Source organism: Falsiroseomonas bella (assembly GCF_003173615.1).
In the GTDB taxonomy this organism is placed as follows: Bacteria; Pseudomonadota; Alphaproteobacteria; order Acetobacterales; family Acetobacteraceae; genus Falsiroseomonas; species Falsiroseomonas bella.
Genome location: NZ_QGNA01000001.1, coordinates 1352384 through 1369355, shown reverse-complemented (window position 1 = coordinate 1369355; position 16972 = coordinate 1352384). Strand labels below are relative to the sequence as shown.

The 16972-nt window shown below is 72.6% G+C and carries 21 protein-coding genes; 8 read left to right on the top strand and 13 right to left on the bottom strand.

Going from position 1 to position 16972, the window contains the following annotated elements:
* The first annotated feature begins 21 nt into the window (after positions 1-21).
* Together DFH01_RS06435 and DFH01_RS06430 are read left to right on the top strand one after the other, a co-directional pair.
* Positions 22-693, top strand: coding sequence for a nitroreductase (locus DFH01_RS06435; RefSeq protein WP_109869501.1), 672 nt, complete (start codon positions 22-24; stop codon positions 691-693).
* Complete coding sequence (locus tag DFH01_RS06430) at positions 690-1907, top strand: MFS transporter (RefSeq protein ID WP_109869500.1); 1218 nt, start codon at positions 690-692, stop codon at positions 1905-1907. The genes DFH01_RS06435 and DFH01_RS06430 overlap by 4 nt, the downstream gene beginning before the upstream one ends.
* 9 nt (positions 1908-1916) lie before the next feature.
* Here the strand turns inward: DFH01_RS06430 and DFH01_RS06425 are convergent, their stop codons facing one another.
* The 12 genes from DFH01_RS06425 to DFH01_RS06370 form a co-directional block, all read right to left on the bottom strand.
* Entirely contained in the window at positions 1917-2450 is a 534-nt protein-coding gene (locus tag DFH01_RS06425) for a DUF6692 family protein (protein WP_109869499.1), read from the bottom strand.
* Complete coding sequence (locus DFH01_RS06420; protein ID WP_199231141.1) at positions 2450-2899, bottom strand: DUF305 domain-containing protein; 450 nt, start codon at positions 2897-2899, stop codon at positions 2450-2452. The genes DFH01_RS06425 and DFH01_RS06420 overlap by 1 nt, the downstream gene beginning before the upstream one ends.
* Before the next feature lie 2 nt (positions 2900-2901).
* A complete protein-coding gene (locus tag DFH01_RS06415) occupies positions 2902-3438 on the bottom strand; it encodes a c-type cytochrome (RefSeq protein WP_109869497.1) in 537 nt (178 codons plus the stop codon).
* 112 nt (positions 3439-3550) lie between these two features.
* Positions 3551-5161 (bottom strand): gamma-glutamyltransferase, encoded by a 1611-nt coding sequence (gene ggt, locus DFH01_RS06410; protein WP_109869496.1) that lies wholly within the window; start codon positions 5159-5161, stop codon positions 3551-3553.
* 1 nt (position 5162) lies between these two features.
* A complete protein-coding gene (locus tag DFH01_RS06405) occupies positions 5163-5747 on the bottom strand; it encodes a nitrile hydratase subunit alpha (protein ID WP_109869495.1) in 585 nt (194 codons plus the stop codon).
* Between the two features lie 2 nt (positions 5748-5749).
* Positions 5750-6031 (bottom strand): SH3-like domain-containing protein, encoded by a 282-nt coding sequence (locus DFH01_RS29105; protein ID WP_109869494.1) that lies wholly within the window; start codon positions 6029-6031, stop codon positions 5750-5752.
* Complete coding sequence (locus DFH01_RS29100; protein WP_109869493.1) at positions 6028-6324, bottom strand: SH3-like domain-containing protein; 297 nt, start codon at positions 6322-6324, stop codon at positions 6028-6030. Before DFH01_RS29100 ends, DFH01_RS29105 begins: the two co-directional genes overlap by 4 nt.
* A gap of 44 nt (positions 6325-6368) precedes the next feature.
* A complete protein-coding gene (locus DFH01_RS28425; RefSeq protein WP_199231140.1) occupies positions 6369-7292 on the bottom strand; it encodes an SH3 domain-containing protein in 924 nt (307 codons plus the stop codon).
* Positions 7293-7335: 43 nt separating this feature from the next.
* Positions 7336-7716, bottom strand: coding sequence for a DsrE/DsrF/DrsH-like family protein (locus DFH01_RS06385; protein WP_109869492.1), 381 nt, complete (start codon positions 7714-7716; stop codon positions 7336-7338).
* Positions 7713-8537, bottom strand: coding sequence for a HesA/MoeB/ThiF family protein (locus tag DFH01_RS06380; RefSeq protein WP_109869491.1), 825 nt, complete (start codon positions 8535-8537; stop codon positions 7713-7715). The genes DFH01_RS06385 and DFH01_RS06380 overlap by 4 nt, the downstream gene beginning before the upstream one ends.
* A gap of 138 nt (positions 8538-8675) precedes the next feature.
* Positions 8676-9446 carry an SDR family oxidoreductase gene (locus tag DFH01_RS06375; RefSeq protein WP_109869490.1) on the bottom strand — a complete coding sequence of 257 codons (771 nt, stop codon included), beginning with the start codon at positions 9444-9446 and terminating at the stop codon, positions 8676-8678.
* A 45-nt stretch (positions 9447-9491) separates the two neighbouring features.
* A complete protein-coding gene (locus DFH01_RS06370) occupies positions 9492-9917 on the bottom strand; it encodes a DUF1489 family protein (RefSeq protein ID WP_109869489.1) in 426 nt (141 codons plus the stop codon).
* A gap of 120 nt (positions 9918-10037) precedes the next feature.
* On the opposite strand from DFH01_RS06370, the gene DFH01_RS06365 reads away from it, so the two are divergent.
* The 3 genes from DFH01_RS06365 to DFH01_RS06355 all read left to right on the top strand — a co-directional run bounded on the left by DFH01_RS06365 (position 10038) and on the right by DFH01_RS06355 (position 14569).
* Positions 10038-11030, top strand: a complete 993-nt coding sequence (locus DFH01_RS06365) for a TAXI family TRAP transporter solute-binding subunit (RefSeq protein WP_109869488.1) — start codon at positions 10038-10040, stop codon at positions 11028-11030.
* A gap of 133 nt (positions 11031-11163) precedes the next feature.
* Positions 11164-13482: a HAMP domain-containing methyl-accepting chemotaxis protein gene (locus DFH01_RS06360; RefSeq protein ID WP_109869487.1), complete on the top strand. Its 2319-nt coding sequence runs from the start codon at positions 11164-11166 to the stop codon at positions 13480-13482.
* 67 nt (positions 13483-13549) lie between these two features.
* Positions 13550-14569: an aspartate-semialdehyde dehydrogenase gene (locus DFH01_RS06355; RefSeq protein WP_109869486.1), complete on the top strand. Its 1020-nt coding sequence runs from the start codon at positions 13550-13552 to the stop codon at positions 14567-14569.
* Here DFH01_RS06355 and DFH01_RS06350 read toward each other — a convergent pair.
* The gene (locus tag DFH01_RS06350; protein ID WP_109869485.1) at positions 14553-15347 is read right to left on the bottom strand and encodes a helix-turn-helix domain-containing protein; all 795 of its coding nucleotides are present in this window, start codon (positions 15345-15347) and stop codon (positions 14553-14555) included. The two genes, DFH01_RS06355 and DFH01_RS06350, sit on opposite strands and share 17 nt — an antisense overlap.
* A gap of 141 nt (positions 15348-15488) precedes the next feature.
* On the opposite strand from DFH01_RS06350, the gene DFH01_RS06345 reads away from it, so the two are divergent.
* The 3 genes from DFH01_RS06345 (at position 15489) to sdhD (ending at position 16944) form a co-directional block, all read left to right on the top strand.
* Positions 15489-15905 carry a hypothetical protein gene (locus tag DFH01_RS06345; protein ID WP_109869484.1) on the top strand — a complete coding sequence of 139 codons (417 nt, stop codon included), beginning with the start codon at positions 15489-15491 and terminating at the stop codon, positions 15903-15905.
* A 174-nt stretch (positions 15906-16079) separates the two neighbouring features.
* Entirely contained in the window at positions 16080-16523 is a 444-nt protein-coding gene (gene sdhC, locus DFH01_RS06340; RefSeq protein ID WP_109869483.1) for a succinate dehydrogenase, cytochrome b556 subunit, read from the top strand.
* 10 nt (positions 16524-16533) lie between these two features.
* Positions 16534-16944 (top strand): succinate dehydrogenase, hydrophobic membrane anchor protein, encoded by a 411-nt coding sequence (gene sdhD, locus DFH01_RS06335; RefSeq protein WP_109869482.1) that lies wholly within the window; start codon positions 16534-16536, stop codon positions 16942-16944.
* Positions 16945-16972 lie beyond the last annotated feature (28 nt).

The following is a 16972-nucleotide window of genomic DNA, read 5'->3' as shown; positions in this document are numbered from 1 at the left end:
CGGGAAGGACCAGGCGCGGCGATGGACGTGATCGAGGCGATGACGGGGCGCCGCAGCATCCGCGGCTTCCTGCCCGATCCCGTGCCGCGCGCAACGGTGGAGGCGATCCTGGCCGCCGCCTCGCGCGCGCCCTCCGGCTCCAACATCCAGCCCTGGCATGTGCGGGTCACGACAGGTGCGGAGAAGGCGCGGCTTTCCGACGCGCTGCGCGCCGCGCACGCGGCGGGCGAGCCCGCGGCGCGGGAATACCACTACTATCCGCGGCAATGGCGCGAGCCCTATCTGGCGCGCCGGCGCGCCACGGGCTGGGGGCTCTACGGGCTCCTCGGCATCGGCAGGGGCGACCATGCGGCGACGAAGGCGCAGCACGCGCGCAACTACGACTTCTTCGGCGCGCCGGTCGGGCTGTTCTTCTCCATGGACCGCGACATGGAGCTCGGCTCCTGGCTCGACTGCGGCATGTTCATCCAGAACGTGATGCTCGCCGCGCGCGGCCACGGCCTCGAGACCTGCGCGCAGGCGGCCTTCTGCGACTACCACTGGATCGTGCGGCGTGAGCTCGGCCTGCCGGAGGACCGCATCCTGGTCTGCGGCATGTCGCTCGGCCGGCCCGACCCCGACGAGCCGGCCAACCGCCTGCTGACCGCGCGCGAGCCGCTCTCGGCCTTCGTCACCTTCGGGCCAGAGGCATGAGCGAGGAGCTTGTCGATTCCCGCGCGGCCTGGCTGCGGCTTGCGGCGACGGTCGCACTGGCGACGCTGGGTGGCGTCGGCATGTGGTCCGTCGTGGTCGCGCTGCCGCATGTGCAGGCGGAATTCGGCGCGACGCGGGCCGGCGCCTCCCTGCCCTATACGCTGACCATGCTGGGCTTCGGCGCGGGCGGCATCATCATGGGCCGCTTCGCCGACCGATACGGGGTGATGCGCCCGCTGCTGCTCTCCGCCGTGATGCTCTGCGTCGGCTATGTCTCGGCGGGGCTCGCGCCGAGCCTCACGATCTATGCGCTGGCGCAGGGCGTGCTGATCGGCATGCTCGGCGCCGCGGCCTGCTTCGGGCCGCTCATGGCGGATGCCTCGCTGTGGTTCCGCCGGCGGCGCGGGATCGCGGTGGCGCTCGCGGCGTCGGGCAACTACCTCGCCGGCGCGGTCTGGCCGCCGGTGCTGACGGCGCTGATCGCGGCGCATGGCTGGCGCAGCGCGCACATCATGGTCGGGATCTTCTGCCTGGTGACGATGCTGCCGCTGGCGTTGCTGCTGCGCGCCCGCGCGCCGGGCCAGCGTGGCGGCGCGCCGCTTCCGGCTGGCGGCGGCGACCGGCCGATCGGCCTGTCGCGCAACGGGCTGACCGTGGTGCTCTGCGCGGCCGGTGTCGCCTGCTGCGTCGCGATGGCGATGCCCCAGGTGCATATCGTCGCCTATTGCGGCGACCTCGGCTACGGCGTGGCGCGCGGGGCGGAGATGCTCTCCCTGATGCTGGCCTGCGGCATCGTCTCCCGCATCGCGTCCGGCTTCATCGCGGACCGGATCGGCGGGCTGCGCACGCTGCTGCTGGGATCGGTGGCGCAGGGGCTGTCGCTGTCGCTGTTCCTGTTCTTCGACGGGCTGGCATCGCTCTATGTGCTCTCGGCGCTGTTCGGGCTGATGCAGGGCGGCATCGTGCCCTCCTATGCCGTGGTGGTGCGCGAGCATTTCCCCGCCTCCGAGGTGGGCACGCGCGTCGGCATCGTGCTGTTCGCCACGCTGATCGGCATGGCCTTCGGCGGCTGGCTCTCCGGCCTGATCTTCGACATGACCGGCAGCTACTTCGCCGCCTTCCTCAACGGCGTGGCGTGGAACGCGGTGAATGTGGTGATCGTCACCACGCTGCTGCTGCGCGCACGCGGAACGCCGCGCCTCGCGGCCGCGTAGCGCGCGGCCTCAGCGGCGGGACAGGTGCGTGGGCGGTGCCCCCGCGCAGTCCAGGAAGCCGCGATAGCCGACGCGGAGCTCCTCGCCGACCTCGAAGACGAGCTCGGCGTCCTGCAGCGGGGCCACGCCTTCCGGCAGCGGCGGCGCGACGGAAAGGCGCACGGGGCCGGCCTGCAGCCGGCTCCAGCCCGGCTCCGCGGCGGCTGGCTCGAGGCGCACCAGATGGCCGTTGAACTTCACGAGCCCGGCACCCGCCGCGCCGGGATCCTGCGACACGGCCAGCACCGGCCCGCCCACCGTGGTGTACTGGACCATGCAGAGCGGGCCGGCGCCGAGCGCCAGGCGGATCTCCGCGTCGTTCATCGTCCCGGGGTCGAGCGTCGGGACATGCGCATTCTCCAGCGCCTGGTCCACCGGCACCACGGTCGCGATCCGCGGCGCGCGCTCCGGCCGCACCACATCGTCGGGCGCGTCGCTGCCGTCGCAGCCGCCGAGCAGCACGCCCAGCGCCGCCACCGCCCCGAAGCCTGCGTGCGCGCGCATCAGTCGCGCGCCGCCAGGTCGCGGACGAGGAACTTCATCTCCGCGATCTCGCGCTCCTGCGCCTCGATGATCTCGTCGGCCAGCTTGCGCACGCGCGGGTCGGAGATCTGCGCGCGCGCGCTGGTCAGGATGGCGATCGAATGGTGCGGGATCATCGCCCGCATGTAGTCCTGGTCGTTCACCGTCGCCTGGCTGCGCACCAGCCACAGCGACAGCGCGAAGACGGCAATCGCGCCGCCGAAGATGCCGAGGTTCAAGGCGCGACGGCGATACATCCCCAGCATAAAGCCGAGCATGATCACCGCCATGGTCGCGCCCATCAGCAGCGCCATCCAAGCGCGCGTCTCGCTCCAGAACACATGCTCCCAGGCATAGGTGTTCAGATACATCAGCCCGTACATCACGACGGTGGAGGTCGCGATCATCGCGGCGAAGCGCCAGTACGACATGCTCAATGGGCCTCTTCGCCCGCGCCGAGCTCGGCGTAGCGCTCCGGCGTCATCGCCGGCAGCTCCTTCACGAAGGCGACGATGTTCCAAAGCGTCGCATCGTCATGCGTCGGCCCGAAGGCCGGCATGCCGGACATCTTCACGCCGTGCCGGACGAGCCAGAACACCTCCTGCGGCGACCAGTTCGCGGCCGCCTCCGTCAGGTGCGGCGGCCGCGGGCGCATGCCGCTGGCCCATTCCGCGCGCTCGACGCCCGGGCCGGCATGGCAATGCTGGCAGTATTCGCGGTATTCCGAGGCGCCGGCCGCGACCATCTCCGCCGTCGGCGCCGGCGCCGGCAGGTCCGAGGCGCGGCGCTCCACCGAGTTCTGCATGGTGGTGTCGAAGGCCCAGCGGGTGAAGGAGGCATGCTCCTCCGTCGCCGCCACGTTGTAGGCGCCGCTATAGACCACGAGCAGCCCGGCCGCGCCGGCCACCGCCAGCACGCCCAGCGCGCCCGCCGCCGCGCCGAGCCAGGCTTCCTTGCCGCCTGCGCCCATCCGCACGATTCTCCTTCCTGCGCCCGCGTCGCGATGCGCGGCGCCGGCGAACAGGAATCGGAACCGTCAGGGACCGCGAAGGTTGCGGCGTTGCCCGCGACGTGACGCGCCCCTACCAGGCGATGGCGACGCCGCCGCCGCCGCGCGGATCGGCGGCACCGGTCGGCCGGCCGTCGCGCAGCAGCACGGCATGGGCGCGGCTCATCGTGGGGTCGTAGGAGATGGGCGAATGCCGCACCTCATGGCCCAGCGCGCGCAGGCCCTCCACCACGTCGCCCTGCACGCGCGCCTCGCAGAAGACCGGGCCGCCCTCGCAGTGGATGCGCGGGAAGGAGACCGCCTCGACGGCGCTCATGCCGAAATCGATCGCGTTCACGATGGTGGTGAGCACGGAGGAGATGATGACGCTGCCACCCGGTGCGCCCACCACCATCCAGGGCTCGCCCTCCTTCGAGACGATGGTCGGCACCATGCCGGTGGTGCGCGCCTTGCCCGGCGCCATGCTGTTCGCGCGGCCGGGCCGCATGTCGAACAGCTTCATGGCGTTGTTCCAGTTGAAGCCGAGACCTTCGGTGACCACGCCCGCGCCGGTGCCGAGGGTGTGCGTGAGGGAGACGCAATTGCCCGCCGCATCCCAGACGGAGAGATGCGTGGTGCAGGAGGGCGGCGCGCCGATCTTCCCGCCCGGCAGCCAGCCGTCGCGGATCTTTCGGGCCCATTCCGCGGCGCGCGCCTTGGAGATCATGGTCTCCACCGGCACCTCCACGAAGGCGGGGTCGCCGAGCCATTGCTCGCGATCCTCATGCGCTGCGGCCATGGCGCGCGCGACGAGATCGAGGTGCCGGACGCTCCCGGGGTGCACGCCGGCGAAGTCGAACTGCTCGAGGATGTTGAGCATCGCGATCAGCACCGCGCCCGAGCCGGGCGGCGGGTTGGAAGCGATCCCGTAGCCGCGATAGCTGCCGATCACCGGCGGTGATTCCACGGGCCTGTAGGCGGCGAGGTCGTCGGCCGTGACGAAGGCGCCGTTGCGGGCGAAGTCGTCGGCGATGCGCCCGGCGATCTCGCCGGTGTAGAAATCGGCGGCGCCCTTCGCCGCAAGGCGTTCCAGCGTCTCGGCCATCTGCGGATGGCGGATCACGTCGCCCACCGCGTGGAAGCCGCCGTCCTTCAGGTAGAGCGCCGCGCAGGCGGGCGTCTTCGTCACGCGCTGCATCCCCGTCGGCAGGCCCGGCTGCGGCGGACGCACGAGAAAGTCGGCGAAGAAGGGCGTGACGGTGATGCCCTCCTTCGCCATGCGGATCGCGGGCGCGAGCAGGTTGGCCCAGTCCCACGTGCACAAGGTTTCGTGGAAACGGGCGAGGCCCGCGACGGTGCCGGGCGTCATGATCGCGGTGTAGCCGAGCTCCGCGCGGTGATCCTCGAACAGCGCATAGCCGGAGATGGCGGAGCGGCCCTTGCTGTCGGCGGCCCACATGTCGGGCGTCACCGTCGCGCCGGCGCGGGCGTGGAAGTCGATCATGCCCTGGCGGCCGGATCGTGCCTCGCGGTACTGCAGCGTGCCCATGCCGCCGATGCCGCACATGAAGGGATCCTGCAGCATCTGGCAAAAGGCGGTGGCGAGCGCGGCATCGAAGGCGGTGCCGCCGCGGCGCAGCACATCCGCGCCCACATCCGCCGCCCGCGGCTGCGGGCAGACGACGATGCCCTTGATGCCGGCCATCTCAGGCCGCGCTGGGCAGCGCGACGCCGACGAGATGGTCGCGCGTGACGATGGAGGCGAGCCGCGTCTCGTCCCAGCCCTCGGTGCCGGCGGGGCGCTGCGGCAGCACCATCCAGCGATAATCGGCCGTGGAGTCCACCACGCGCACCCCGACGCCGTCCGGCAGCACGGTGCCCCATTCGGCCAGCACGCCGCGCGGATCGCGCACGGCGCGCGCGCGATAGGCGGCCGATTTGTACCAGTGCGGCGGATAGCCCAGCACCATGCGCGGGTAGCAGGAACACAGGGTGCAGACGACCAGGTGATGCAGCGTGGCCGAATCCTCCAGCACGCCGAGCGGCGGCGCGCCGGCCATGGAAACGCCCATCTGCTCCGCCGCCGCGGTGCCGTCGCGCAGCAGCAGGGCGCGATAGGCGGGGTCGGTCCAGGCGCGGGCGACCATGCGCGCGCCGATCTCGGGGCTCGCCCGGTCGGTGCGCTCGATCTGCGTCGCGATCTCCTCCTCGCTGACGATGCCGCGCGCGGCCAGCGCCGCGACGAAGCGTTCGAGCAGGGCGATGCTATCGCCGGTGGGTGGCGCGGCCATCGTTATCGGGCCTCCAGCCAATGCTCGAAAATCTCGACCAGCAGCGTGTCGCCCTTCGCACCCTCGTTGAACAGCGAGGGCTGGTCGAAGCGCACGTGATAGAGCGGCACCTTCGCCGCGGGGCGGGCGAAGGCCAGGTCCTCGGGATTGGCGAAGCTGCCGAGCGGCCGTTCGATCGTGCCGTCCAGGCCGCGCAGGTAATGCGGCGTGCGGATGTGGCAGGGGCCGCGCAACTCAGGAAAATCGCGCTTCACGCGCACGGGCTGGCCGGGCTGGAAGGTCATGGCCGAAGATCCTCCGCGCCGATCACGCCCTTCTCCGCCATGATCCCGCTGATCGAGCGCAGCCAGCGCTCGTAATAGCCGAGGGCGTGGTACTCGGCCTCGGGCAGCGCCTCGATGCCGCGGCGCATCTCGTCAACCGTCAGCAGGCCCTTGCGGGCGAGGATCTGGCGGATGGCGTCCACGCGCTTGCCGAAGGCGTCGGGCGGCGCCTCGTCGTCGGGGTCCACCGGCGTGCAGCGGAATCGCGGCGCGCCGCCGAGGTCATGGGTGGCGGGCGGGGGCGTGTCGTCCATGGCGCCCGAGGTTAGGGCGGAGAGGCGGCGCGCTCAATCGCGCGCTACTTCACCTCTTCCTCGGGCAGCAGGCCCCAGACATCGGCGCGGCGGAGATAGCCGTGATGGCGGGCGACCTGCACCTCGCACCAGGCGCTTTCCGCCTCGCACTCCCGGACACGCGCGATCACGCCGGAGCGCAGCCGCGCCACGGCCGCCGCATCCGGCGAGGGTTCGCTGCGCAACGAGATCTCCTGCGCGCCGGCGGGGCGCACCAGCACGGTGCGGCGGCCCTGCAGGGTGGATTGGTGGACCCAGCCCTCGGCGCCGTCCACGTCGCGGATGCGGCGCCAGACCTGGAACTCGCCGATGATCATCACCGGCAGGTCGCGGCGCTGGAAGGTCCAGTCGATCGGGAAGGTCGTGTTCGGGCCCACCCGCATGTTCACCTGGTCGGAGCGCAGCGAGGCGAAGCGCGGCAAGGGGAAACCGCTGACCGGCCCGACGCTGGGCGGGGGCGGCGGCGCAGGGGTGGCGGCCGCGGGCGGCTCGGGGGTGCGGCTTGCGGCGCTGGCGGCGCCGGCTGCTGCGGCGCCCGCCGCGGCGCCGGCGGCCGCCCCGGCCGCGCTGCCGGGCCGCCGATTCTGCGGCGGGGTCGAGGCGCCGACGGTCGGCGGCTGCGCGGGTGGCCGCTGGGTTCGCTGCGCCGGCTGGCTCGGGGTGCGCGGGGCGGGCTGGGCCTGGCTGCGCGGGGCGGGCGCCGGGCTGCTCGGACGCGGCGGGGCGGGGCGCGCCGCCGGGGCGGGCTGCGGCGCGGGCGCGGCGACAGGCGGCCGCGGCGCGGGCGCGGGGCTGGGCGGCGGGCTCGCCGGCGGCGAACCGTTCAGCGGGCGCGGCGGCGGCAGGCTGCCGGGCGCCACGATCTGCGGCCAGGCCGAACCGAGGGGCAGCGCCAGCAGCGCCGCCAGCAGCGGAAGGAAGAGGCGCATCGCCGTTCCCTCCGACAGTTTGCTGCGCCGCGTCAAGCCGCGCTCACAAGGTCACGATCTGACCGGCCCCGACGGCGCCGAGAAAGGTGACCACGCCGGCAAGCTCCACGCCCGGGAGGAGCGACTCGGGGGCCATGCCCTCGGCGCGCAGCCCGGCCTCGCAGGCGATGCAGCCGATGCCGAGTTCCTGCGCCGCGTCCAGCAGCGTGGCGATGCCGGCGACGCCGCGTTCCGCCAGCAGTTTCTCGCGCGGATCGGATTCGAGCGGGCGGGCGGCGTCGAACAAGCGGCAGCCGGCATTGGTGGCGAAGATCACGACCTCGCGTCCGACCGCCGCGGCGCCGGTGGCCAGCACCAGCGCGTAATGCGCGCGCTCATGCCCGCCCGAGATCAGCAGGATGCCAAGCGGGGGGAGTTTGCTCACGCCACGCAGGCCGGCGCCGGCGCATGCTCATGCGCCGAGAGGTCGCGGATCGTCGCCGCCTCCCCGCACAGTGCGCAGGCCGGATCGCGCGAGAGCTTCACGGTGCGGAAGCGCGCATCCAGCGCATCCCACAGCAGCAGGCGCCCGGTCAGCGTCTCGCCGATGCCGAGGATCAGCTTCAGCACCTCCGTCGCCTGCAGCGTGCCCATCACGCCGGTGACGGCGCCGAGCACGCCGGCCTCGGAGCAGGTGGGCACCAGGCCCTCCGGCGGCGGCTCCGGGTGCAGGCAGCGATGGCAGGGATGGGGCGCGCCGCGATGGCCCTGGAAGACGGAAAGCTGCCCCTCGAAGCGCAGCACGGCGGCCGAGACCAGCGGCTTGCCCAGCAGGTGGCAGGCATCGCCCAGCAGGAAGCGCGTGCCGAAATTGTCGGTGCCGTCGCACACGATGTCATAGTGCGGGATGAGTTCGCGCGCCGCCTCCGCGTCCATGCGGCGGGCGTGGATCTCCACGCGCACCTCGGGGTTGAGCGCGGCGAGCGTCTCGGCCGCGCTCTCGGCCTTGTTGCGCCCGATGCGCGCGGTGACGTGGGCAACCTGCCGCTGCAGGTTCGACAGTTCCAGCGTGTCGTGGTCCACCAGCCCGAGCGTGCCGACCCCCGCCGCCGCCAGATACAGCGCGAGCGGCGAGCCGAGCCCGCCGGCACCGACGACCAGCACGCGCGCCTCGCGCAGCTTCGCCTGCCCGATGGCGCCGACCTCCGCCAGCAGGATATGGCGCGAGTAGCGACGGAGCTCGTTCTCGGTGAAATCGAGAGTCATTTTGTGTCCTCAGGCGCCGGCGCGCCCTCCGGGCGCTTGGCTTCGCGCCTCAGACATGGCGTGCCGGCTCCGCTGTTGCGAGCCGCGCGGCGCGCTTCGCGCGCTTGGTGCTCGTCCCCGGCGCCGGCTCCGCAACCCCTACATCATGTTGGCCGTGACGCCGCCATCCACGAAGATCAGCTGGCCGGAGACGAAGTCGCTCGCCGGGGAGGCCAGGAACACCGCGGTGCCCGCGATCTCCTCCGGCTGCGCGTAGCGGCCGGCAGGGCAGCGGCGCTTCACGGTGGCGAGCCATTCCGGATTGTCGAGCAGCGGCTTGTTGATCTCGGTGTCGAACCAGCCCGGCCCGATCGCATTGCACTGCACGTTGTAGGGCCCGAGCTCCACCGCCAGCGCCCGGATGAACATCTTGAGCCCGCCCTTCGCCGCCGCATAGGGCGTGATGGTCCCGCGCCCGAGATCGCTGGCGAGGCTGCCGATGGCCAGGATCTTGCCCCGCCGCCGCTCCTTCATCCCCGGCACCAGCAGGCGGGAGAGGCGGAACAGTGCGGTCAGGTGGGTGTCCAGCACGCCGTACCAGCCCTCGTCGGTCAGCGTCTCGACCGGGCCGCGATGCTGGTGGCCGGCATTGTGCATCAGGATGTCGATCGGCCCGAGGCCGGGCACCACCGCATCCATCGCCGCGCGGTCGCAGACGTCGAAGACGGCGGTGCGGACCCGCAACCCCTCGGCGCGCATCGCCTCCGCCTGGCGGTCGAGCGCGGCCTGGTCGCGGCCGTTCAGGATCACCTCGGCCCCGGCCCGGGCGAAGCCGACCGCCATCGCCGCCCCGAGCCCGCGCGAGCCCCCGGTGACGAGGGCGACGCGCCCGGTGAGGTCGAACAGGGCGGCGTGCTGGGGTGACGGCATGGATGGTCCCTCCTCGGTTCGGGGGACGACCCTACCGCCTCGCGGTCAGATCAGGCAGAGGGCCTGGAGTTCGCGCCGCAGCGCCGGCGGCAGCTTCTCGAGACCGGAGGCCGGCACCGTCCCGCGCGGCAGGTCCGGCGGCGCCGCGGCGGGATCAAGATAGCGCCACCCCTGGAAAGGCTTCTGCGGGCGTAGCTCCACCGGGACAAGATCCTTGTGCAGCACCAGGCCGCAGCAGGCGGTGCCGTCGTCCCAGGTCTCCTCGCGCACATCCAGGATGCGCTGGCGCACCCGCGTGAAGCCGCCGATCACCCAGTAGAGCGAGCCGCCATCCAGGATCTCCGCCACGCGCTTCGGCATCATCCGCGTCTGGTGGCGCAGCGGCGGATCGAGCCGGGCGCGCTGCGCCTGCCACTGGGCGAGCTCCGCCACCTCCTTCACGCCGACGCAGAGCTTGATGATGTGCAACATCGCAGGAAAGCGATGTGGCAGGCGGCCGAGTCCGCGCAAGCCCCCGGCTGCGCGGGTTGCGGATGCGGCACGCATTGGGTAACGCAAAACGGTTCGAGCAAACGCCAAGGGAGGCAACATATGCATCGTCGAATCATCATCGGCGCGCTCGGCGCCGCGGCACCTGCGCTGATCGGCCTGCGGCCGGCCGCAGCGCAGCCGAAAAACCCCGCCTGGCCGCGGGCGCTGAACATGGGCACCGCCGCCCCGGGCGGCACCTATGCGCTGTATGGCCCGGCCTGGGGCCAGCTGGCGCAGGAAGCCACGGGCGTGCAGATCTCCTACCGCACCACACAGGGCCCGAACCAGAACATCATCCTGGTCCAGCGCAAGGAAGTCGAGCTGGGCATGGTGACCATGGGCGTCGCGCTGCAGGCATGGAACGGCCAGGGCGACTGGACGCAGGGCAACCGCTTCCGTGACATCCGCGCGCTCTTCCCGATGTATGACACCCCGTTCCACGGGATTGCGCTGAAGAGCTCCGGCATCACGGGCCATGCCCAGCTCGCCGGCAAGAATGTCGGCGTCGGGCCGCGCGGCGGCACGCCGGGCACCTACTATCCGCTGATCCTGAACGAGCTCGGCGCGCGGCCCTCCGCGATCCGCTTCGGCTCGGCCTCGGACATGGCGGGGCAGCTGCAGGACCGGCTGCTGGATGCCTTCGTCTTCGCCTCCGGCGTGCCGGTTCCGGCCTTCAGCGAGCTGGAGGTGCAGGCCGACGTGAACTTCCTCGACTTCACCGAGGAGGAGGTGCGGAAGCTCACGGCGAAGTTCCCGGAGATGGCGGCGGGCTCGCTGCCGGTCGGCACGTATCGCAAGCAGGAGCGGCCGCTGCGCATCGTGGGCATGTACAACTTCGCCATCGCCCACAAGAGCCTGCCCGATGACCTGGTCTATGAGATCACCAAGTCGGTGCTGGGCCAGAATGCGCGGCTGAAGGCGGCGATCGCCGCGGCGTCCGAGACGCTGGCCGAGAACTGGTCGAAGAACACCTTCCTGCCCTTCCACCCCGGCGCCGCGCGCTACCTGCGCGAGGTCGGGCAGCAGGTGCCCGACAACCTGGTCGCGGCCTGATCCCGGCGGCGGCGGAGGCTCCGGCCTTCGCCGCCCCTGCCCGGTGCAGCGCCGGGCTTCGCATTCACCGACCGTCAAGCGGGCCGGGGCTACCACGTGGCGACGCATCTTTCGTCCACGGGAAAGGCCCCGCATGTCATTCCTGCTCAACCTTTCCGTCGCCCGGAAGCTGGGCCTTTCGGCGGCGCTGGCGATCTCCCTGCTCATCGGCCTCGTGGCGCTGGTCTGGAGCCAGAGCGGGCAGGTGCTGCGCGCGCAGCATGACCAGGCGCGCACCAGCCGCGTCCTCGACCGCATCGAGCAGGGCGCCGACCTGCTGCGCGGCCTCGCCGAACGCGAGCTCGAGCTGCTGCTGACCGCCGACGCGGCGGGGCAGGCCCCCGCGCGGGAACGCCTGCTGCGCCAGCTCGGCCAGGGGCTCTCGGATGTCGAGACCGCGGTGCGCAACTTCGGCGACGCGGCCATGACGGACCAGGCGGCGCCGCTGCGCGAGCGGGGCGAAGCCTACCGCGCGGCGATCACGGCGCTGGCGGATGAACGCGCAAGGCTGATCGCAACGCGCGACGAAAGGCTGTTCGGCCAGGCGGCCGAATACGATTCGGCCTTCGAGGTGGTGAACGGCAGCATCGCCTTCGACATCCCGCCCGAGGCGCTGGAGGATGTGCGGCAGCGCATCATGACCGTGCACGGCGCCGTCAACGATGTCAGCCTCGGCGTGCAGCGCCTGCTCGCCACGGGCGAGGAGGCGCAGATCCGCCGCGTCAGGCGCGGCATCGCGCAGGTGCGCGTGCATGGCCGCGGCCTTGCCGCAATCCAGGAGGGGCCTGAGCGCCTGCGGGAGGAGTTCGCGCGGCTGTCGCAGCGCGCCGTGGCGCTGGCGGAGGCGGCGGAAGGGGTCCTGAACGCCGGCGAGGCCGTGACGAAGATCCGCGCGGAACGGGTGGAGCCCGCCCGCACCGCCCTGCTGCAGAGCCTGGAGCCTCTGGCCGAGACCGCCTGGCAGGTCTCGTCCGCGCGGCAGGCCAGCGTCACGCTCGCCGCGGAGCAGATGCGGGAGGCGACGCTGCTGGCGGGGCTTGCGGTGGCGGGACTGCTGCTGCTGTCCGCGGTGCTGGTGGGGCGCTGGGTCGGCGCGCCGCTGCGCCGCCTGGCCGCCGCGATGGGCGCCATCGCCGAGGGCCGGACCGACACCGCCGTGACGGACCGCGCGCGCCGCGACGAGATCGGCGCGATCGCGCAGGCGCTCGAGACGCTGCGCGGCACGGTCCGCCATGCCTTCGCGCAGAGCCAGATGATCGAGCAGATGCCGACCGCGGTGATGAGCGTGGACCCGAAGGACGAGTTCCGCATCGGCTACATGAACCCGGCCTCCCACGCGCTGCTGGGGAAGTTGCCGGGCCTCCCCTGCCGGCCCGAGGAGATGCTGGGCCGCAGCTTCGACATGTTCCATCGCAACCCGGCGCATCCGCGCTCCATCGTCGGCGACCCGTCCCGCCTGCCGCACACGGCGACGATCCGCATGGGCGAGGAGGTGCTGGCGCTGCGGGTCTCCGCGATCCGCGACGCGGCGGGCGAGTTCGTCAGCGCCATGCTGACCTGGGACGTGATCACGCAGCGCGCGCGGCTGGCCGACACCTTCGAGCGCGACATCGGCGCCGTGGTGGAGGCGGTGGCGAGCTCGGCCGAGCGGCTGCAGGCCTCGGCCCGCGGCCTCTCCGCCACGGCGGCAACCGCGGGGTCGGAAGCCTCCGCCGTCGCGGAGGCGGGAAGCCGCGCGCATGGCGACGTGCAATCGGTCGCCGCCGCGGCGGAGGAGATGGCGGCGAGCGTGACCGAGATCGCGCGCCGGGTGGGCGAGGCGGCGGAGGTCGCCAGCCGCGCCGTGGCCGAGGCGCGCGCGACCGATGCCACGGTGCAGGGCCTGTCGGAGGCGGCGGCCCGGATCGGAGACGTGGTGAAGCTGATCGGCGACATCGCCGGCCAGACCAACCTGCTGGCCCTGAACGCCACCATCGAGGCGGCGCGCGCCGGCGAGGCCGGAAAGGGCTTCGCGGTGGTGGCGAGCGAGGTGAAGCAGCTCGCCAGCCAGACCGCCAGGGCAACCGAGGAGATCGGCCGCCAGATCGCGGAGATGCAGGCCGCGACCGGCCAGGCGGTCGCCGCGATCCGCGGCATCGGCGCGACGGTGGAGCGCACCAGCGACATCGCCACGCAGATCGCCGCGGCGGTGGAGGAACAGGGCGCGGCCACGCAGGAGATCGCGCGCAGCGCCGCCCAGGTGGCGGAGGCGACGCAGCTGGTCGCCGGGCGCATAGCCGGCGTGCGCGGCGCGGCGGAGAGCACCGGCCAGTCGGCCGAGGCGATGCGCGAGGACAGCGGCGCCCTGGCCGGCCAGGCCGCGGCGCTGCGCGACAAGTCCGCCGGCTTCCTGCGCGCCGTGCGCAGCATGTGAGGCCGCAGCCGGTTGTCCGGAGGGCGGGACGCGACTACCTGCCCCGTGACGGCAACGGACAGGACAGATGGGCATCAAGGTCGCGGTGGTCGGCGCCACCGGCCAGGTCGGGCGGGAAATCCTGCGCACCCTGGCGGAGCGCGAGTTTCCCGCCGCGGAGGTCGCTGCCCTCGTCCCGGGGCGCGGCGGCGGGCAGGAAGTCTCCTTCGGCGAGGAGCGCGTGCTGCGCGTGCGCGGCCTGGAGGGCCACGATTTCCGCGACACCGACCTGGCCTTCTTCGCCGCCGGGGAGGCCGCCAGCGCCGCCGAGGCACAACGCGCGGCGGCCGCGGGCGCGATGGTGATTGACCTCTCCGCGCGCTTCCGGCTGGAGCCCGACGTGCCGCTGGTGGTGCCGGAGGCGAATGCCGCGACGCTGACTCGCGCCCGCAAGCGGCGCATCGTGGCCTGCCCCGCGCCGCTCGCTGCCGCCGTCGCCGTCGCGCTGAAGCCGCTGCATGCGATCGGCAAGGCGCGCCGCGCGGTGATCACCGGCTTCCACGCGGTCGCCGGCGCCGGGAAGGAGGCGATGGACGAGCTCTGGGCGCAGACCCGCGGCATCTACGTGAACGAGGCGCCGCCGGCCGAGCAGTTCCCGAAATCCATCGCCTTCAACCTGATCCCGCAGGTCGGCGACATCGGCGATGACGGCTTCACCGCGGAGGAACGCGGCATCGCCGCCGAGCTGCGCAAGCTGATCGACCCCGACCTCGCCGCCGTCGCGACCAGCGTGCGCGTGCCGGTCTTCATCGGCGACGCCGCGAGCGTGACCGTCGCCTTCGAGCGCCCGGTCGAGGAGAAGCAGGCCTGGGCTGCCCTGCGGGAGGCACCGGGCGTGATCCTGCTCGATCGGCGGGAGGAGGCCGGCTACGCCACGCCCTCGGAAGTCGCCGGGGAGGATGCGGTCTATGTCAGCCGCCTGCGCCGCGACCTGACCGTGCCGCATGGTCTCGCCTTCTGGTGCGTGACCGATTCGCTGCGCAAGGGCGCAGCGCTGAACGCGGTGCAGGTGGCCGAGGAACTGCTGCGGCTCAAGCTGCTGGAGTAGCGGCACGCCGCAACACCTCCGAAGTCGCCGCATCGGCAGGCAGGAAGGTCTCGATCGCCAGTTCGGAGAGCGTCACGTCAACCGGTGTGCCGAACACGGTGGTCGTGCTGATGAAGGACAGCTCGCCGGCATCGCTCCGCAGCCGCAGCGGCACGGCGACGGCGCTTGCCGCATGGTCCAGGCGCGGCGGCGCGGCGCCGGGCAGGGCGCGAAGCTCGGCCAGCAGCGCGACCAGGACCGTGTCGGCCGTCTGCTCCGCCTGGCGGCGCAGGCGTTCGAGGATGTGCGCGCGCCACTCGCCGGCATTGACGACGCGCGGCGCGACGCCTTCGGGATGGAGCGCGAGCCGCAGCACGTTCACCGGCGGGCGCAGCAGCCAGGGCGCGACGCCGGCCAGCAGGGGCGCGACGGCCCGGTTGGCGTCCAGCATCGTCCAGTGGCGGTCCACCGCGAGCGCCGGGAAGGGCTCATGCGCCGCCAGCACGCGTCCGACCATCGCCCGCGCGGCCGCCATCGCCGGGTCCTGGTAGTCGCGCTGCGGGTAATGCGGCGCGAAGCCGGCAGCGACCAGCAGGAGGTTGCGCTCGCGAAGCGGCACCTCGAGCTGCTCGGCCAGGTGCAGCAGCATGTCCCGGCTCGGCCGCGACCGGCCGGATTCCAGGAAGCTGAGATGCCGCTGGGAGATCTCTGCCTCGCTCGCCAGGTCGAGCTGGCTGAGACGTCGGCGCCGGCGCCATTCCCGGATCAGCCCGCCCACCTCGCGCGTCATCGTCGCCATGGCCGGATCATGCCGGGAACGGCGCAGACTTTCGATTACCTCCGGGGTCATCGCTCCGCGACCCCGCGGTGGCGATCCTGGCGCCGCGGGCCAGAAGGCGGCCATCCCGGCCGCCGCCCGCGCCGGAGGATTCTTCTCGACATGGACGCCACGATCGCCGGGCGCCCCCGCGCCCTCACCCCTGCCCCTCTCCTGCGCTTCGCCCTGCGGCTGGACGCCGCGGCGAGCGGCGTGCTGGCGCTGCTCATGCTGCTCGGCGCGCCGCTGCTCGCCGATCCGCTCGGCCTGCCGGAGGGGCTGCTCCGCGGGGCGGGGCTGGTCTGCCTGCCCTACGCCGCCGTGCTCGCCTGGATGACCGGCCGCCCGAGCCTGCCGGCCTGGGCGGTCTGGAGCGTGATCGGCCTGAACGCCGTCTGGACCGCCGACAGCCTGCTGCTGCTGGCCTCGGGCTGGGTGGCGCCGACGGCCCTCGGCACCGCCTTCGTGCTGGCGCAGGCGGCGGCGGTGGGGGGTTTCGCCCTGCTGCAATGGCGCGGCCTGGCGCGGTCGCGGGCCTGACCGCACCCCGGCCCGGCGTGGTATACTTTCCCAGGACAGCAGGCATGCGCCCCCGGCCGTGCAGTACCTGGCCGGGGGCGCGTTGACGCTCTGGCGCACTGCACCATAAAGGTAACCGAGAGGAAGGTGCGCGCCGTGACTGCATTAACGGCGCGTCATGGGGAGCGTATGCGTATGTCCACCATGCAGGATTCCCGCGAGGCGACCATGATCGGTCGCCGGTCGGACGGCACGCTCGTGCGCAGGCCGTTATCGCCGCACCTGCAGGTGTACGACATGCTGCAGATGACCAGCGCGCTCTCGATCTCCCACCGCATCACCGGCGTGATCTGGACCGCGGGCGCGGTGGTGATGGTCTGGTGGCTGGTGGCCGCCGCGGCCGGTCCCTCCGCCTTCGATGCAGTGCAGTGGTTCCTCGGGTCCTTCCTCGGCATCCTGTTCCTGATGGGCGTCACCGCCGCGGCGTGGTTCCACACCCTGGCGGGCATCCGCCACCTCGCCTGGGACGCCGGCTGGGGATACGACATCCCCACGGTCTACAAGACCGGCCGCGCGGTGCTGATCGGCACGGCGGTGCTGACGGCGCTCACCTGGCTGATGCTGCTGATCTCCTGGTGAGGGCCTGAGCATGTCGCACACCACTTCCGGTCAGCCGCCGCGCCAGGCCACCCTCCGCAGCCCGCTCGGCCGCGTCCGCGGCATGGGCTCGGCCAAGTCCGGCGCGCATCACTGGTGGATGCAGCGCGTCACCTCGATCGCGCTGCTGCCGCTCACCATCTGGTTCATCCTCTCGCTCGCGACCTCGGCCGGGATGACCCATGCCGAGGTGCTGCTGTGGATCGGGCAGCCCTTCAACGTCGTGCTGCTGCTGGCGCTGATCGGGCTCACCTTCCACCACACGGCGTCCGGCCTGCAGGTGATCATCGAGGACTACACGAACCAGGAATGGCTGAAGATCGGGCTGGTCCTGGCGGTGAAGGGGATCTGCTGGCTGCTCGGCATCGCCGCGGCGCTCGCGGTCCTGCGGATTGCGGTCTGAGCAGGACGCACAAGGTTTTCGGATGACC

What these genes read in the sequence shown, in the direction of transcription:
- DFH01_RS06350 (WP_109869485.1), bottom strand. Translation starts at nt 15,347, where the DNA reads ATGGCGACGATGACGCGCGAGGTGGGCGGGCTGATCCGGGAATGGCGC.
- DFH01_RS06345 (WP_109869484.1), top strand. Translation starts at nt 15,489, where the DNA reads ATGGACGCCACGATCGCCGGGCGCCCCCGCGCCCTCACCCCTGCCCCT.
- DFH01_RS06360 (WP_109869487.1), top strand. Translation starts at nt 11,164, where the DNA reads ATGTCATTCCTGCTCAACCTTTCCGTCGCCCGGAAGCTGGGCCTTTCG.
- ggt (WP_109869496.1), bottom strand. Translation starts at nt 5,161, where the DNA reads ATGGCCGGCATCAAGGGCATCGTCGTCTGCCCGCAGCCGCGGGCGGCG.
- DFH01_RS06420 (WP_199231141.1), bottom strand. Translation starts at nt 2,899, where the DNA reads ATGTCGTACTGGCGCTTCGCCGCGATGATCGCGACCTCCACCGTCGTG.
- DFH01_RS06435 (WP_109869501.1), top strand. Translation starts at nt 22, where the DNA reads ATGGACGTGATCGAGGCGATGACGGGGCGCCGCAGCATCCGCGGCTTC.
- DFH01_RS06405 (WP_109869495.1), bottom strand. Translation starts at nt 5,747, where the DNA reads ATGGCCGCGCCACCCACCGGCGATAGCATCGCCCTGCTCGAACGCTTC.
- DFH01_RS06370 (WP_109869489.1), bottom strand. Translation starts at nt 9,917, where the DNA reads ATGTTGCACATCATCAAGCTCTGCGTCGGCGTGAAGGAGGTGGCGGAG.
- DFH01_RS06380 (WP_109869491.1), bottom strand. Translation starts at nt 8,537, where the DNA reads ATGACTCTCGATTTCACCGAGAACGAGCTCCGTCGCTACTCGCGCCAT.
- DFH01_RS06355 (WP_109869486.1), top strand. Translation starts at nt 13,550, where the DNA reads ATGGGCATCAAGGTCGCGGTGGTCGGCGCCACCGGCCAGGTCGGGCGG.
- DFH01_RS28425 (WP_199231140.1), bottom strand. Translation starts at nt 7,292, where the DNA reads ATGCGCCTCTTCCTTCCGCTGCTGGCGGCGCTGCTGGCGCTGCCCCTC.
- DFH01_RS06425 (WP_109869499.1), bottom strand. Translation starts at nt 2,450, where the DNA reads ATGCGCGCGCACGCAGGCTTCGGGGCGGTGGCGGCGCTGGGCGTGCTG.
- DFH01_RS06430 (WP_109869500.1), top strand. Translation starts at nt 690, where the DNA reads ATGAGCGAGGAGCTTGTCGATTCCCGCGCGGCCTGGCTGCGGCTTGCG.
- sdhD (WP_109869482.1), top strand. Translation starts at nt 16,534, where the DNA reads ATGTCGCACACCACTTCCGGTCAGCCGCCGCGCCAGGCCACCCTCCGC.
- DFH01_RS29100 (WP_109869493.1), bottom strand. Translation starts at nt 6,324, where the DNA reads ATGGACGACACGCCCCCGCCCGCCACCCATGACCTCGGCGGCGCGCCG.
- DFH01_RS06415 (WP_109869497.1), bottom strand. Translation starts at nt 3,438, where the DNA reads ATGGGCGCAGGCGGCAAGGAAGCCTGGCTCGGCGCGGCGGCGGGCGCG.
- DFH01_RS06375 (WP_109869490.1), bottom strand. Translation starts at nt 9,446, where the DNA reads ATGCCGTCACCCCAGCACGCCGCCCTGTTCGACCTCACCGGGCGCGTC.
- DFH01_RS29105 (WP_109869494.1), bottom strand. Translation starts at nt 6,031, where the DNA reads ATGACCTTCCAGCCCGGCCAGCCCGTGCGCGTGAAGCGCGATTTTCCT.
- sdhC (WP_109869483.1), top strand. Translation starts at nt 16,080, where the DNA reads ATGTCCACCATGCAGGATTCCCGCGAGGCGACCATGATCGGTCGCCGG.
- DFH01_RS06365 (WP_109869488.1), top strand. Translation starts at nt 10,038, where the DNA reads ATGCATCGTCGAATCATCATCGGCGCGCTCGGCGCCGCGGCACCTGCG.